The following is a 16,015-nucleotide window of genomic DNA, read 5'->3' on the forward strand; positions in this document are numbered from 1 at the left end:
GTCATGGTAACGTTGGTAAAGCACGATCTCGAGTTTATCCTTAAGCAGATCAAGATAGCGGAAGCGCACGCAGCGGGCGGTGACCTGGCCGAACTGGTGGCAGGCTATAACGGCAATGATGGCCTTACCCAGGCGCACCTGCTTCCCTATGGTCTTCGCACCGTCGATGGCAGCTACAACAACCTCATCCCTGGCCGGGAGAGTTGGGGCGCAGCCGACCAGAGCTTCCCCGGTATTTTTGACCCGAACTACATGAACGATGCTGACGGCGACAGTCTCGTCTTCGGCCCTGGCATGATCTATGACAACAACGATTATGGCGTTGGCGGCAGCGGCGGTGGTGATGGCCGGCCCGCAAGCGGGACGGGCCCCGGCCAGACCTATGCCCCAGGCAGCGGAACGGTGATCGATGCCGATCCCCGCCTTATCTCCAACCTGATCGTCGATCAGACCCTCAACAATCCAGCCGCGATCAGTGCGGCGCTGATGCATGCAGGGGTGAGAGGCGCCGCACTGACGACGGCACTCACCGAAATCGTCAACGCCCATACCATTCTCAAAGCCATTCCGGCTCCGGGACCAGGCCAGACACCGTCGAATGCCTATACACTTGCCAAGGGCGTGCTCGATGGCCTGCTGCAGGAGCATGGCATCGAGATGGACGGCAACAGCGTGCTGCTCCCCAATGTGTCCCCCGACGATGGTCTTTCCTCGCCCTATAATGGTTGGATGACCATCTTCGGTCAGTTTTTTGACCATGGTCTCGATCTCGTCGCCAAGGGCGGCAACGGGACGGTCTATGTGCCGCTGCAGCCGGACGATCCGCTCTATGTTCCCGGCAGTCACACCAATTTCATGGCATTGACCCGTGTGACGGTTGATGCCGGCCGTGACGGCCTGATAGGTACTGCCGATGACGGACTTGGCCTCGATGGCATTGCCAATACAGCCGACGATGGTCCCGCGCATCCGGTCAACCTGACGACGCCGTGGGTCGATCAGAACCAGACTTATGGCTCAACTGCCTCCAAGCAGGTTTTCATGCGCGAGTATGTTGCCGGTCCAGATGGCAAGCCGATTGCCACGGGTTATTTGCTGGAAGGCACCGCAGGGGGCCTTGCGACCTGGGCGGACATCAAGGCGCAAGCCGCCAACGTTCTCGGCATTCGTCTTACCGATGCTGATGTCGGCAAAATTCCCCTGATAGCGGCGGACGAATACGGCAACTTCATACCTGGACCAAACGGCTATCCGCAACTCGTCGTCGGGCTTGGCCCAGATGGCCAATTGGGAACGGCGGACGATGTGCTGCGCGAGGGTAACCCGGCCGAACCCGTGAGCACCCAAGGCGCCATTCTGACGGGCCATGCGTTCCTCGACGACATCGCTCATGCGGCAGTTCCCATCCTTGACGCGTTGGGAGCCCTGCAGGCCGATACCGACTCAGGCATAGGGTATTTCAATGCCGATGGTACGGCCGGCGGCTTCAACACCCGCGGCGGTCAATTGGCTTACGACAATGAAATGCTTGACGCTCATTATGTGGCAGGCGACGGCAGAGCCAATGAAAACATCGCGCTGACGGCCGTCCATCACGTTTTCCATTCCGAGCACAATCGCCTTATCGATCAGACCAAGGAGATTGCGCTTGCGTCGGGGGATCTCGATTTCCTCAACGACTGGTTGCTCGTCGATGTTGCTGCCATGCCTGCAACTCCGGAGGAACTGGCTGCGCTTGTCTGGGATGGCGAGCGCCTGTTTCAGGCTGGACGCTTCACCAACGAAATGGAATATCAGCATCTGGTCTTCGAGGAATTCGGCCGCATGATGCAGCCGGATATCGATGCCTTCGTGTTCGAACCTTCAGCCGATATCAATCCGAGCATCGCGGCCGAATTTGCGCACGTTGTCTACCGGTTCGGCCATTCGATGCTGCGCGAGGATATAGCCCGCATTTCCCTCGATGAGAATGGCGATCCCGTCGTGGACGATCTCGCGCTCTTCGATGGCTTCCTCAATCCGGTTGCCTTTGCCAATGCAGGCGATGCCGACACGGCCGCCGGAGCGATTATCCGCGGCATGACCAGGCAGACGGGCAATGAGATCGATGAATTCGTGACCGACGTGCTGCGCAACCAATTGCTCGGCGTACCGCTCGATCTTGCCACGATCAACATCGCCCGCGGACGCGATGTGGGAACGCCGCCACTGAATGCAGCGCGCCAGAAATTTTATGATGGAACAGGCGATACGCTGCTCAAGCCCTATCAAAGTTGGGCGGACTTTGCGCTTAACCTCAAGAATCCCGCATCGATCATCAACTTCATTGCGGCCTATGGCACGCATGACAGCATCACCCAGGCCTTGACGGTCGAGGCCAAGCGCTCAGCTGCAACGCTCCTCGTGCTTGGGGGCGCTGGCGCTCCAGCCGACCGGCTCGATTTCCTCAATGCTTCGGGAAGTTACGCGGGCGGGGTTCTGGGCGGCCTCAACAATGTCGACTTCTGGATAGGTGGTCTTGCCGAGAAGAAGATGTCGTTCGGCGGCATGCTCGGCTCGACCTTCAGTTTTGTATTTCAGATGACGATGGAGAACCTGCAGGACGCCGACCGGTTCTATTATCTGTCGCGTACCCAGGGTCTTAATCTTCTCAACGAGCTTGAGAACAACACGTTTGCAGAGATCGTCATGCGCAATACCGATCTCGGCGAGCCGGGATCGACGGCGCTCCCTGGCAATGTGTTCTCTGCGTTCCAGATGCCGACGCTCGAAATGGACATCAGCAAGCAGCTAGGCGCCGACCCGGTCCAGGACGATCCCACCCTGCAGGCCTTCTCACGGCTGGTGGAACGTCGCGACGCCAATGGCAACCTGATCAACGACACGGTGACGGATGCAAGCTACATCCGCGTCAACAGCAATGAGCATTTTACCATCGGCGGCACCGAAAACGACGACACGATCATTTCCGGGGGCGGTGACGATGCCATCTGGGGGCGGGGCGGCAATGACCGGATCGAGGCGGGCTACGGTGTCGACAAGGTTTTTGGCGGTGATGGCGATGACATCATCACCAATGCCGGCACCGACATCGGCGAGGCCGATTTCCTTCATGGCAATGCGGGCAATGACGTCATCCATGGCGGTTCCGGCCTGTCGCTGATCTTCGGCAACGAGGGCAACGACTTCATCATCACTGGTCCCGACGGCAAGGAAGCGTTCGGCGGTACTGGCAACGATTTCATCCTCGGCGGTACCGGCGGCGACTTCCTTCTGGGTAATGAGGGCGATGACTGGCTCGAAGGCGGCCAACGCTTCGATACGCTTGCGGGCGAAAACTCTGAACTGTTTTTCAACTCCTCCATCATCGGCCACGATGTCCTCAACGGCGGCAGCGGCGACACCGACTACGATGGTGAATCCGGCGATGACATCATGTTCCAGAGCGAGGGTATCCAGCGTAGCAACGGCATGGCCGGTTTTGACTGGGCCATTCACAAGGGCGATGTCAACGCGGCAAATTCCGATCTCGGCATACCGCTCTTTGCAACCCAGGAAGCCTTCATTCTCCGCGATCGCTTCGATCTGGTCGAGGGCTTGTCAGGCTGGATACATGACGACACCCTCACGGGTCGTCGCGAAGCTGTGAACACACGTGCCGAAGCCACTGGCACCGCGGCAATCCCCGGCCCGGACTCCGCGCTCGACTCCTATTCCAATGCACTTCTTGAAAAGAACGTGGATCTCATCACAGGCCTTAGGGCTCTCGTGGCCCACATTGCGCGTACATCGCAAACCGGCAACAACGGTGTGGTCGAACAGGTTGTCATGGATACGGCCGACGCCTCCGACATCCTTCTTGGCGGCGGGGGCGACGACATCATCAAAGGTCTCGCCGGCAACGATGTGATCGACGGCGACAAATGGCTCAATGTGCGCATTCTGGTGACGCCGCTGCCGGGTCAGGCCTGGACAGCGTTCAGCGTCGACAGCATGACGGAACTTGCCCCGCGCATGCTTTCGGGAGAAATCAAGCCGGGACAATTGTCGATCGTCCGCGAAATACTGGACGGCAATGTCGCCGGTGATATCGACACGGCAGTTTATACCGACGTTCGCGCCAACTATACGTTCGGGCTGAACAGTGATGCGAGCCTCTATATCGACCATAGCGGTTTTGTCGAGCCGCAGCAGGACGATGATGCAGGGGAGAACGAGGCCAATCCAAACCCCGTATCGGATGGTCGCGATACCGTGCGCGGTATCGAGAAGCTGCGCTTCACCGACGGCGTACTCAACGTAATCGAAGGTACGGCGGCATCGGAAACGCTGAATGGTACCGGCGACGACGATCTCATTGTGGGCAAGGGCGGCAACGACATACTCAACGGTCTTGCCGGGAACGACATTCTGTTGGGAGGGACTGGTAACGATACGCTGAACGGCGGCAGCGGCGACGACACCTATGCGTTCGGCCTTGGCGATGGCAGTGACACAATCACAGAAACCAGTGGTACCGACCGCATCTCTATCGCGGCTGGCGCGCTTACGGGCCTGGCCTTCAGCGAACTCACGTCACCCGCCAGCGCCAATGACAATCTCCTGATCCAGTTCAACGGCCAGCAAATTACGGTTGTCGATCATTTCGACCAATCGGGCGAGGCGGTGGAGTTCGTCAACTTCAATGGCGGTACCTATGAGGGTTATGCGCTCGATGGCGATTTCGCCATCAGCATCGACGACAACGGAACTCGCACCGCAGCAGCAGGGGTGAATACGGTGCTTGCCGGAACGTCCGGCGGCGATGACCTCGTGGGCAATGACGGCAACGACCTGCTGTTTGGCAATGCCGGCGATGACGATCTTGACGGCGGTGCCGGGGACGACCTTCTCGTCGGTGGGTCGGGCAATGACGAATTGATCGGCGGTCTTGGAGCCGACACGATGGTCGGGGGTACCAACAATGATGTTTACCAGGTCGATGACGCCGGAGACGTCGTCATCGAAGCGTTGAACGAAGGAACCGATACGGTTGAAACTACACTTGCCGCCTACACCCTCGGCGCAAATGTCGAGAATCTAACCTTCACCGGCGCTGGCGCCTTTGCCGGCACGGGCAATCAGCTCGCCAATCGTATCGAAGGCGGTGACGGAATCGATACCCTGATAGGCCTCGATGGCAACGACACCTATATCGTGACGGCCGGCGACGTGATCGTAGAAACTGCGACGGGCGGCACGGATGCCGTGCAGACCGACCAGAGCTACCAGCTCGGCGCATTTGTGGAAAACCTTACCCTTGGCGGCAATGGCGACATTAACGGCACCGGCAATTCGGAAACCAATGTCATCAACGGCAATGGCGGCGACAACCAGCTCTTCGGTGCGGGCGGCAATGACACGATCAATGGCGGTGGCGGCAATGATTTCATCGATGGCGGCACGGGAAATGATACGATCAATGCCGGAACCGGCGACAACGTCATTGTCGGCGGCGACGGCAACGATATCATCAACCTCACCACTTCGAACGGCACCGACGATATTATCCGCTATACCGCCAGCAACTTCGGCGCCGATATTATCAATGGCTTCGATGCCAATGCAGCGCAGGGTCAGGATCGCATCGATCTCAGCGCTTTCGGCCTGTCCGCATCCGACATCGGAACGACGAGCGCATCCCGCATTCAGATTGAGGATATAGAAGACGGCGCAGTCGACGATACGCTGATCACGATACGTGATGCGGGCAGTAACGTCATCGGCTCGATCAGGCTGGAGGAGGTCGACAACAGCACCGTCACCGCTGCCGACTTCATCTTTACGACGCCGTCCACGCCCGTGACAGGCAATGATTTCGGCACAACAATCACGGGGACCAACGGTAACAATACGCTCGACGGCAATCTCGGCAATGACATCATCAACGCGCTCGGCGGCGACGACCTCATTATCTGGAATGCCAATGCCTCTGGAGCCACCGATGGACGGGATATCGTCAATGGCGGCACCGAAGGTACAGCCGGCGATACATTCGTCATCAACGGCAACGCCTCGGCCGAGACATATCGGATCTATACGCTCGCTGCATGGGATGCGGTTCCTGGAAATAACCTTTCCAGCTTCAATGGGCGCACGCCCGAAATAGTCATAACGCGCAATGGAACCGGCTTTGCCAATGTCATTGCCGAGCTGACCGATATCGAGGAAATTCGCATCAACGGTGTTGATCCGGCAGCCCCAGGTACGGCCGGTGGAGACACCATCGAAATCATCGGGGATTTCTCCGCTACGAGCCTCCGTCCCAATACGATCACGATCGAGGGTACGATCGGGGACGACATGGTCGATATCACCTCGCTCGGCTCTGCACATCGCATTGTCTTCCGGTCGAATGGTGGCAATGACACGATCGTGGGTTCACTCCGTCCGCAGGATGTGATCGCACTTCCGGCTGGAACGACGATCGCAGATTATGAAGTTTCGATCAGCGAAACGGGGCAGACCACGCTTGTCGGCGACGACTACAGCATCACTTTCACCGCGCTCGAGGGCATGCCGCAGTTTGCCGACGAGGGTTATGATCCGGACGGCGATGACGACGACTATCCGCATCTCCCCGGCGATGATGATGACGACGACGATGATGGCGGCGATCACGATGATGATGACGATGTCGATGCCCCGGGCGAATCGACTGGCCAGCACACGGGTGTCGGCACTGCCGGCGACGATGTTCTCGTCGGAACTGCCAATGACGATACGATCCTCGGCCTTGCCGGCAATGACAGTGCTCTTGGCGGTTCAGGCCGGGACATTATACGCGGCGCGGATGGCGACGATTATCTTAGCGGCGAAGGTGGCCGGGACATGCTGTTCGGCGGCGCGGGGAACGACGATCTCTTTGGCGGCGGCGACGACGATATGCTCTACGGAGACGCGGGCGCCGACCGGCTCTTCGGTGGCGATGGTCGCGACATCATTGATGGCGGGGCAGGCGACGACATCGCTCATGGCGGAGCTGGAAACGACCATTTCGTAGCGTCCGCCAATGACGGCAACGATGTCTACTACGGCGATGAATCGTCCGCCTGCTCTGTCGGCAGCGACACATTGGATATGGCGGCAATTACCGCCAACATCAATGTCGATCTCGGCTCAGGTTTCATGGGTCGAGGTAGCGCAACGAGCAGTCTTACCGGCAGCGACACGCTCTGGGGCATCGAGAATGTCATTACCGGCAGCGGCAATGACACGATAGTTGCAAGCGCGGCCGTCAACATAATCGATGGGGGCGCGGGCAACGATACGTTCCGCTTCCTTTCCGCCGACGATGCCGACGGCGATACCATCCATGGCTTCCAGCCCGGCGACAAAATCGACCTCAGCGGCATTGATGCCAAGGGTTCCATTGCCGGTAATCAGGCCTTCACGTTGGTCACGGGATCGGGGTTCAATGCCGAGGGTGCGCTGAAGGTTACGCATGAAGCGCGCGGCGACGGCGACTACACCGTGGTTCACGGCAATCAGGATGGTGGAAGCGGCGCGGAGTTCAAGATCAGCATCAAGGGAACACACGCGCTGACTGCATGGGACTTCGAACTGTAATTGCTTGATGGCGGGCCATGCCGGCCCGCCAGCCCTCCATAAGAAATCGCAAAGATCGGGGATCAGTAATGGCCAAAAGCAACAACCGGACCGCCAAAAACAGCGACGCAACCCAACAATTTGTCAAAGGCCTGCGCAGCGTATTTTTCTTCGTTTTCTCGCTGTCAGGCGTCATCAACATCCTTGCTCTGACCGGCTCGTTCTACATGCTGCAGATCTATGATCGGGCATTGACCAGCGGAAGCATACCGACACTCGTCGCCCTCTCGCTCCTGGCAATTGGACTCTATCTGTTCCAGGGCCTGTTCGATGTCATTCGCTCCCAGATCCTCGTGCGGGTGGGAGCGCGGCTTGACAAGAAGCTTGCTCCCCTTGCTCATCAGGTCGCAATCGACATGCCGCGCTTCGGCTTCTCGACCGCGGAAGCACTCGAGCGTGGCCGCGACGTCGACACGGTCCGCGGCTTTCTGGGAAGCCAGGGACCGATTGCGCTGTTCGATCTGCCGTGGATGCCGCTCTACCTCGTATTCGTCTACCTCCTGCATCCGATGCTTGGCGCCTTGACCCTGGGAGGGGCATTCATCCTTGTCTGCCTGACTGTCGCCACCGAACTCATGACGCGCCGGCTGGCAGGCGCCTCGCACCAGTCCGCGATTGCCCGCAATGCTATCGCCGACTCCAATGCCCGCAACGCCGATATCCTGTGTGCAATGGGTTTTGCCCACCGCGCCATCGATCGCTTCACCGAGGCCAATGCGCAACATTTGCAGCTTCAGACCCGCACAAATGACATCAGCGGCACCTTCGGCGCGATCTCCCGCGTGCTGCGGATGATCCTGCAATCGGCCATTCTCGGCCTCGGTGCCTATCTCACGATCCAGGGCGAACTCTCGTCCGGCGCCATTATCGCGGCGTCAGTAGCGTCGGCGCGAGCGATGGCCCCGGTCGACCTTGCCATATCGAACTGGAAAGGCGTCGTTGCTGCCCGTGGTGCATGGCAGCGCATCAGGGAAACGGTCATCGCGCTCAGCAATGCCGACCTCCCGATGGACCTTCCGACCCCGTGCATGAGCCTCAAGGTAGAAAAGATTACCGTTGCCGCTCCCGGGACGGGTCGCGTTCTCCTGAGCGACGTCAGCTTTGAGATCAAGGCGGGCGACGCACTCGGTATCATAGGCCCGAGCGGCGGCGGCAAGACCACGCTGATCCGGGCCCTGACCGGCATCTGGCCCGTGCTTCGCGGCAGTGTGCGGCTTGACGATGCTGAACTCACCCAATGGCGCAGCGATGTCATTGGCGACCACATCGGCTATCTGCCCCAGGATGTGGGATTGCTCGATGGTACGATCGAGGAGAATATCTGCCGGCTTGCGCCGCAGCCCGATCCGCGCGCTATCGTCGAAGCGGCGCGCAATGCCGGGATTCACGAGATGATCGTGCGTATGCCTGACGGCTACCACACGCAACTGGGTCCGCAGGGCACGGCTCTTTCGGCCGGGCAGAGGCAGCGCATCGGCCTTGCCCGATCACTTTACGCCAATCCATTCGTTGTGCTGCTCGACGAACCCAATTCCAATCTCGATGCGGAAGGGGAAGCGGCGCTGACGCGCGCCATCCAGGACATCCGTGCCCGCGGCGGCATCGCGATCGTGATCGCTCATCGGCCGAGCGCTCTTGCTGCGGTCAATCTCGTTGCCGTCGTTCAGGCCGGCAAACTGACGGCATTTGGCGAGAGAAACGAAATACTTGGAGCCTCGGCTCAACCAGTCGAAAAGCGACCGGTCCGCGCCGAGCAAGCGGAAAGGGTACCGGCATGATCATCGACGTCAAATCAACCAAGGTCGATGGTGTGGAGGCCGATCCGCAGGCCCGTTATCTTCTTTCAGAGAAAAAGCGATCCTCCTTGCCGCGTTATGTCATCATCGTGCTGACCGGCATAATGCTGTATTTGAAGAGCTTCTGGCCGGATGATCAGAAAACGGCGGCAAGCGAGGAAGGCGAACCTGAAGCCGACGTGCAGGATCCGACCCCGCCCGTTCTCAAGCTCGTCGGAAATTATGATACCTGGGCGGATGATGTGTCCGACGTGGCCGGTTTGGCAGTACGCGACCGCGAAGCGCCAATCCTGACCCCGACGCGGAACTCCAGCTTCGACGTCGGTGTCGTGTCGAACTCCGTCGCGGCAACAATGGTCGCGTCGCCACAAAAGATGGATTTTTCGATCGAGGACTTCGTTCGGGGCTTTGGACCCGTTTCCCTGTCGCTGCGCGCAGCCAACGACAACCCGCCGGATTTTGCGGCCCGGTCGCCGGCGGCGGGTGCAGTTGGCGGGGCTGACGAGTGGGGTCAGAACAATGGCCCGGTTGCGTTTGAGCAGGACCAAGATCCTGACGAGGATGGCGAACCCACGCCGGAAAAGCCGCACCAGAACCGTGCGCCGCGAACCGCAGGTCCGGTCCAGCTTCACGACGTTGTCGGCTGCGGTTTGGCCTATATCACCCTGGCAGATCTGCTGCGCAACACGACCGATCCCGACGGTGATGCTCTCTCGATACGCAATGTCAGTACGTCATCCGGCGCCATCACGCATTCGTCGGGCGGATGGATGTTCGAGGCGATGGAGCTTGGGCCCGTCACGATCAGCTACCAGATCACCGATGGCGCGCTTAGCATCTGGCAGACCGCATATTTCGCCGTGGTGGCCGAACCTTTAGCCGGCACCGGCGGTGTTTTTGTCGGCACCGATTTGGCCGACGACATCAGCGGCACGAGCGGCGACGATATAATCGACGCGCGCGCGGGCAAGGATAGCATTTTCGCCAGCGATGGCGATGACAATGTCGTGGGCCGTTCCGGCGACGATACGATCTACGGAGGAGCCGGCAACGATATTCTCCTTGGTGGAAGCGGCAATGACTGGATCTCGGGCGGTGCGGGCAAAGATCGCGTGTTTGCCGGGTCCGGCAACGACATCGCGTTCGGCGACGATGGCGACGATTGGATTTCTGGCGGCGAAGGCAGTGATCTGATCTTCGGCGGCAGCGGCAATGACAGCTTGCTGGGTGAAACCGGCGATGACGTTCTGGAAGGAGGAGACGGCGACGACAGTGTTTTCGGAGGGGATGGAAACGACCGTCTTCTCGGCGCAAGCGGCGCAGACAAACTCGATGGCGGCGGCGGGAATGATTTTCTCTCGGGCGGCGAAGGTTCGGATACGGTGGCTGGCGGCCAGGGTAATGATGTGGTTGCGGGCGACATGGATGCCGTTGCCGACAGCTACTCCGGCGATGCCGGGATTGATACGATCGACTATTCTTCCGCGCGGCGCGATATTGCCCTCGATGCCGCGGCCGGGTGCGCTACGGGCGTCGAGATCGGGGAGGATACGATCTCGGGTTTCGAGATATACAGAACCGGAGCTGGCGACGACACAGTCATAGGCAGCCTCCTCGACGATGCGATCTTCACGAACGAAGGCGACGACACCATAGTGGATGGCGGTGGTTGCGACACGATCGACGCGGGAAGCGGCAATGATACCATCCTTGCTGCAGCCGACGGCGCCAACGACAGGTTTATCGGTTCGGCGGGCGTCGATACTATCAGCTATGCCCAGTCGGGAGCCGGGGTCGTCATAGACATGGACAATGGCACCGCGACCGGCGTCATGGTCGGTTCCGACATTATTGACGGCTTTGAACGCGTCATTGGCGGCGAGGGTAACGATCACCTGATCGCCGCGAGCGACACCGTTTCTCTTACCGGCGGAAATGGCGATGACATCTTCGAGTTCAAAGCAAAAGGTGACGGCGCAGCCATCATCCACGAAATACTGGACTTCATGGTCGGCGACCGTATTCGCATCTCGCAGTACGACATCTTTAATGAAGTGATGGACGCAATCGAAGACCGCTTCGAAAACATCTACGGCGAAACGGAACGACCAGATCTTCCGATACGCATCAGCCATGCACAGACCGAGAATATGAACCGTACTTTGATCGAAGCGGATCTGGATGGCGACGGCCATCAGGAGCTGACCATCAGCCTCGACGGCCATCACATGCTGATGTTCGTCGAGAACGTTTGAACGCAATTATAGAACGGGGAAACGAGAACCATGAAAAATCGGCAAGCCTTGCGAAACAGTGTTGCGGCAATAGCCGTAGCCGACGACGAACATTTCCGGCTGCGTGCCCGGATCATTTGCGGCCTGGCATTCGGATTCTTGCTGCTGGCCGGCGCCGGCGGATGGGCAGCTACCGCGCAGCTTACCGGCGCAGTCATCGCGTCAGGTTCCGTCAAGGTAGACCGTAACCTCAAGGCCATTCAGCACCGGGATGGCGGCATTGTTTCGGAAATAGCAGTGCGCGAGGGTGATTTCGTTGAAAAGGGCCAGGTCATGCTGCGGCTCGACGATGCCCAAACGCGAGCTGAACTTGCGATCATCCGCTCGCAGCTGGTCGAATTGACGGTAAGGAAAGCCCGCCTCGTTTCCGAGCGCGATGATCTTGATCATCTCATATTGCCGGAACGGACGCTTGGCAGCGATCAGCATTCCACAATGACGCTGGCCGGCGAAGAACGCCTTCTGCGCGGCAATCGCGGGCACCGCAACAGCCAGAAAAGGCAACTTGATCTTGGCATTGCCCAGCTAGGCGAAGAGATCAAAGGGCTTGAAGCACAGCGTGCCGCCAAGAACGAAGAGATCCGTCTGGTCGAGCTCGAACATGGAAAGATCAAGGGACTTGCCGACAAGAAGCTGATCGAAGGCAACCGCATCTATGTGATCGAACGCGAGTTGGCGAGCCTTCGCGCCACCCGCGCTGAAGCGGAAGCCGGTATTGCAAGGGCAAGGTCGCGCTGCAGCGAATTGCAATTGCAGATACTTTCCGTCGACGAGACGGCCCGAAACGAGGCTCAGCGCGAACTGACGACCATCGAACCGAAGATCGCCGAACTTAACGAACGCCGTGTTGCCGTCGAAGACCGGCTGTCCCGCACCGATATTCGCGCGCCGCTCGCGGGCACGATCAACGAGCTTGCCGTGCATACGATCGGAGGCGTGGTGACGCCGGCCGCTCAATTGATCACGCTCGTTCCCGACAATGCGAAGCTGAAGATCGTCGCGCGCATCCAGCCGACCGATATCGACCAGGTATCGACCGGACAAAAAGCCAAGCTTCGCTTTTCCGCGTTCAATCAACGGACCACGCCCGAAGTCTCGGGTACGGTCGCATTTGTTTCGCCTTCCACGTCGACCGATACGACCACCGGTCAGGTCTACTACCTGGCCGAGATCGAAGTGAGCGAGGAGGAAATGGAAGGATTGGCGGGAAATGAGCTGAAGCCGGGAATGCCTGTCGAGGCGTTCATATCAACCGAGAACCGCACGGCTCTGTCGTTCCTGTCAAAGCCCCTCATGGATCAGTTTCGACGCGCATTCCGCGAGGAATGAAGCAGCCTTCCAGTCAGAAACAATTCGGTTAGTTGAGGAGTTGCCGGGTCTGGCTCCCCACGGAGCCGGGCAGGCGTTTCTGGGCCGCAAGCACGACTTCCAGCCGGTTGCGCGCGTGCAGCTTCTGCATGAGGATGGTCATATAGTGCTTGACGGTCTTTACGCTGATGTCGAGTTGCTCGCCAATTTCCTTGTTGGTCCGCCCTTCTAGAAGCAAATTTACGATTTGCTCTTCGCGAACACTCAAGCGTATGGCCTCGCTCTTGTTCTTTTGCATCGAGACACGGCGGAGCGCGAGGATGACCTGCGCTGCAAGGCTTTGCGTGATATAGGTTTCGCCGCCAAGAACGGCCCGAACCGCCTGGCGAAGGTCGTCGGCGCTGCTGCCCTTCAACACGTAGCCGCTGGCGCCGGCTTCGAAGGCCTCTACCGCGCTGTCGACACCGACGGCGGAGGTGAAAGCCACGATCTTCGTTTCCGGCATAGTTTGTGAAATGGATGTCATCGCCTCGAGCGTATCACCCGGCATATTCAGGTCGACGATAAGGACATTCGGCTTCAAGCGATTGGTAATATCGAGGGCATCCGCCGCTGTGCCGCCTTTCCCAACAACGTGATAGGCGTTGTCGCTCGCAAAGATACTGGCGATACCTTCTAGAAGAATGGGATGATCGTCGACAAATGCGATCGAAAATTTGGACATATCGCCCCCGGGCCATTCCGATCTATTCGATCGGTGGTTTGTTTTTATTATCAGGAGCTTTGCATGGTCGTAGCCGAGATCCAATTACGGAATTCGATGTAAACTCGATCGGCAGCGTCTACGGAAATTTAAGTCCGGCCGTAGACTGACACATCAAGGGACGGTGGATATCGGTGTCAGGTCACAAGTTCCAAAAGAACTTCATAAGCCGCGTCGATATCGGATTGTATAGCCAGTTTGACCCGATCCCCGTCATGGGCGCTCAGGGCAGCAAACATCGCGCGGTGATGTTCATTGGCCTTGGTGTAGTTGCCGGAATCGTGCAGCATGTTGAAGTATGGACTCACCTGCAACCACAGATTCTCGATGATGTTGAGGATGCTTTCGGAGCCGGCAGCGCGGTAAATGGAAAAATGGAAGGCATAATTCGCGCGTAGATAGGATTTTATGTTTCCAGACGCATTCCCTGCCTCAAGCGACTCCAGCACGACCCGCAGGGCATCCAGTTCTTCCTGCTGTATGCGTTCGGCAGCCCATTTTCCTGCCAAGGCCTCAATCTCAATGCGCACATTCCGAAGATCTGTCAGCTTGGCGCGGCTCAAGCGCGGTATGCCGATCGATCGGCCTGAGACGACGGTCAAGGCGTTGGCAGCCGTCAACCGCCTTAAAGCCTCGCGTACGGGCATGGCGCTCACGCCGAACGCATCGGCGAGGCTCTGCACCGGAACCATCTCGCCCGGCACAATGCCACCCTCCAGGATGAGCCCTGTGACTTGACGGTATACGCGGTCCTGCAAGGTCTCCCTTGAAAGCGGGACTATCTCAACTCCTGGCCGTTTAAAACCAGCCTCAGCCATTTGCTATGCCTTCTGTGTCGGGGCGGTTGTCCCCGTGTTGTCTGCTCGCAATGCAACCTCTGCAGGAGCGCGTCAAGCCATGTCTGTTTATCACACGCATCGGCCTTTGTTATATTAATTTATCATTGATCTTTGATCAAATGGTGATACGGTCCTTGCAGCGGAACGGCAAGACGTTTGAGGAAGCGTCTTGGGAGGTGTTTCGCACAAAGGGGAGGAGTTAAACGATGGATGTCATATCGAGAATCCAGCGACTTGTCGTATGCGCTGGGATTGCCGCCGGAGCTACACTGGCTGTCGGGCACGCGGACGCCGCTGAAAAGCATAAAATCTTCCTGAGCATGAGCTTTATCGGCAATGACTGGCAGGCGGAAGCCGCCAACATGGTCAAGGCGATGGCAGCCCATAAGAGTCTCACCGACAAGGTCGACCTGCAAGTTCAGGTGGCCGGGCCCAATGCTCAACGTCAGATTCAACAAATCAACGCGATGGTGCAAGCAGGCGCCGAGGCGATCGTCGTGTTCCCGATTTCTCCGACTGCACTCAACCAGGTCGTCAAGAATGCTTGCGACAAGGGCGTAAAGGTATTTGCCTATGACGGCGAAATCACCGAGCCATGCGCTTATAATATAGCGATCGATCAGGAAGAGGCCGGCCGCGTTACGGCGGAATGGCTGGTAAAGAAGCTCAACGGCAAGGGCAACATTATTGCGATTACGGGCGTACCCGGGACTTCCGTCGATAATCTACGCACCAAGGCGGCAAAGGAAGTTTTCGCCAAATATCCAGACATCAAGATCGTCGGTGAAGCCGTCGGCATGTGGAGTCAGGCGGTTGCCCGTACCGAACTGTCCAAGATTTTGGCAACCCGCAACTGGGACGAGATCAACGGGCTCTGGATGCAGGTGGGTTGCTTCACGGCAAACTCCATGCAGCTTGAAGCCGGCAAGAAGCCGGAACAGTTGCTCCCATGCGCAGGCGAGGGATCGAATGGCGGGCGTATACAGATGCTTCCCGCCGGCACTGAAGTCGAAGGGGCCACTTCGCCCTATGCACCGCTCGGTGCCCCACGCATTTCCTATGCCTCGCCGCCTTATTCCGGTGCTCTGGCCCTGAAGCTCGCTGTTGAGGCGATCGAAGGCAAGGATGTGCCGAAAAAGACGGTATTGCCACTGCCTTTGGTAACGAACGAAACGATCAAGCTGTGCCAGGAAGGCACCTGGCAGGAAATGAAGGAAGGCTGCAATGCCTTCAAGCCCGCGATCGTCTCGAATCCCGGTTGGTTCGCCTCGATCTTTTCCGATCAGACACCAGAAATTGGTCTGAACGCGGCACTCGTAGGCCAACCCGAAAACTAGAGGACAGAGCGTGGAGCGGATTGGCCGCTCC

General features: G+C 58.6%; 7 protein-coding genes. 5 read left to right on the forward strand and 2 right to left on the reverse strand.

What is annotated here, in order from left to right:
* Positions 1 to 3 precede the first annotated feature (3 nt).
* The 4 genes from BR48_RS24955 (at position 4) to BR48_RS0118590 (ending at position 13,066) form a co-directional block, all read left to right on the forward strand.
* Complete coding sequence (locus BR48_RS24955) at positions 4 to 7,608, forward strand: peroxidase family protein (RefSeq protein WP_051615188.1); 7,605 nt, start codon at positions 4 to 6, stop codon at positions 7,606 to 7,608.
* A gap of 68 nt (positions 7,609 to 7,676) precedes the next feature.
* Positions 7,677 to 9,425 carry a type I secretion system permease/ATPase gene (locus BR48_RS24960; protein WP_051615190.1) on the forward strand — a complete coding sequence of 583 codons (1,749 nt, stop codon included), beginning with the start codon at positions 7,677 to 7,679 and terminating at the stop codon, positions 9,423 to 9,425.
* Positions 9,422 to 11,698, forward strand: coding sequence for a cadherin-like domain-containing protein (locus BR48_RS26785; RefSeq protein ID WP_051615192.1), 2,277 nt, complete (start codon positions 9,422 to 9,424; stop codon positions 11,696 to 11,698). Before BR48_RS24960 ends, BR48_RS26785 begins: the two co-directional genes overlap by 4 nt.
* A 30-nt stretch (positions 11,699 to 11,728) precedes the next feature.
* A complete protein-coding gene (locus BR48_RS0118590) occupies positions 11,729 to 13,066 on the forward strand; it encodes an HlyD family type I secretion periplasmic adaptor subunit (protein WP_027232691.1) in 1,338 nt (445 codons plus the stop codon).
* Positions 13,067 to 13,094: 28 nt separating this feature from the next.
* Here the strand turns inward: BR48_RS0118590 and BR48_RS0118595 are convergent, their stop codons facing one another.
* Together BR48_RS0118595 and BR48_RS0118600 are read right to left on the reverse strand one after the other, a co-directional pair.
* Positions 13,095 to 13,769: a response regulator transcription factor gene (locus BR48_RS0118595; RefSeq protein ID WP_027232692.1), complete on the reverse strand. Its 675-nt coding sequence runs from the start codon at positions 13,767 to 13,769 to the stop codon at positions 13,095 to 13,097.
* Positions 13,770 to 13,945: 176 nt separating this feature from the next.
* Positions 13,946 to 14,626, reverse strand: coding sequence for a GntR family transcriptional regulator (locus BR48_RS0118600; protein ID WP_027232693.1), 681 nt, complete (start codon positions 14,624 to 14,626; stop codon positions 13,946 to 13,948).
* A 227-nt stretch (positions 14,627 to 14,853) separates the two neighbouring features.
* Here BR48_RS0118600 and BR48_RS0118605 point away from each other — a divergent pair, with 227 nt between their 5' ends.
* On the forward strand, positions 14,854 to 15,984 hold the full coding sequence (locus BR48_RS0118605) for a sugar ABC transporter substrate-binding protein (protein WP_027232694.1): 1,131 nt from the start codon (positions 14,854 to 14,856) through the stop codon (positions 15,982 to 15,984).
* The last annotated feature ends 31 nt before the right edge of the window (positions 15,985 to 16,015 follow it).

It is taken from the genome of Phyllobacterium sp. UNC302MFCol5.2 (assembly GCF_000686005.1).
GTDB classification, from domain to species: domain Bacteria; phylum Pseudomonadota; class Alphaproteobacteria; order Rhizobiales; family Rhizobiaceae; genus Phyllobacterium; species Phyllobacterium pellucidum.

What these genes read in the sequence shown, in the direction of transcription:
- BR48_RS24955 (WP_051615188.1), top strand. Translation starts at nt 4, where the DNA reads ATGGTAACGTTGGTAAAGCACGATCTCGAGTTTATCCTTAAGCAGATC.
- BR48_RS24960 (WP_051615190.1), top strand. Translation starts at nt 7,677, where the DNA reads ATGGCCAAAAGCAACAACCGGACCGCCAAAAACAGCGACGCAACCCAA.
- BR48_RS26785 (WP_051615192.1), top strand. Translation starts at nt 9,422, where the DNA reads ATGATCATCGACGTCAAATCAACCAAGGTCGATGGTGTGGAGGCCGAT.
- BR48_RS0118590 (WP_027232691.1), top strand. Translation starts at nt 11,729, where the DNA reads ATGAAAAATCGGCAAGCCTTGCGAAACAGTGTTGCGGCAATAGCCGTA.
- BR48_RS0118595 (WP_027232692.1), bottom strand. Translation starts at nt 13,769, where the DNA reads ATGTCCAAATTTTCGATCGCATTTGTCGACGATCATCCCATTCTTCTA.
- BR48_RS0118600 (WP_027232693.1), bottom strand. Translation starts at nt 14,626, where the DNA reads ATGGCTGAGGCTGGTTTTAAACGGCCAGGAGTTGAGATAGTCCCGCTT.
- BR48_RS0118605 (WP_027232694.1), top strand. Translation starts at nt 14,854, where the DNA reads ATGGATGTCATATCGAGAATCCAGCGACTTGTCGTATGCGCTGGGATT.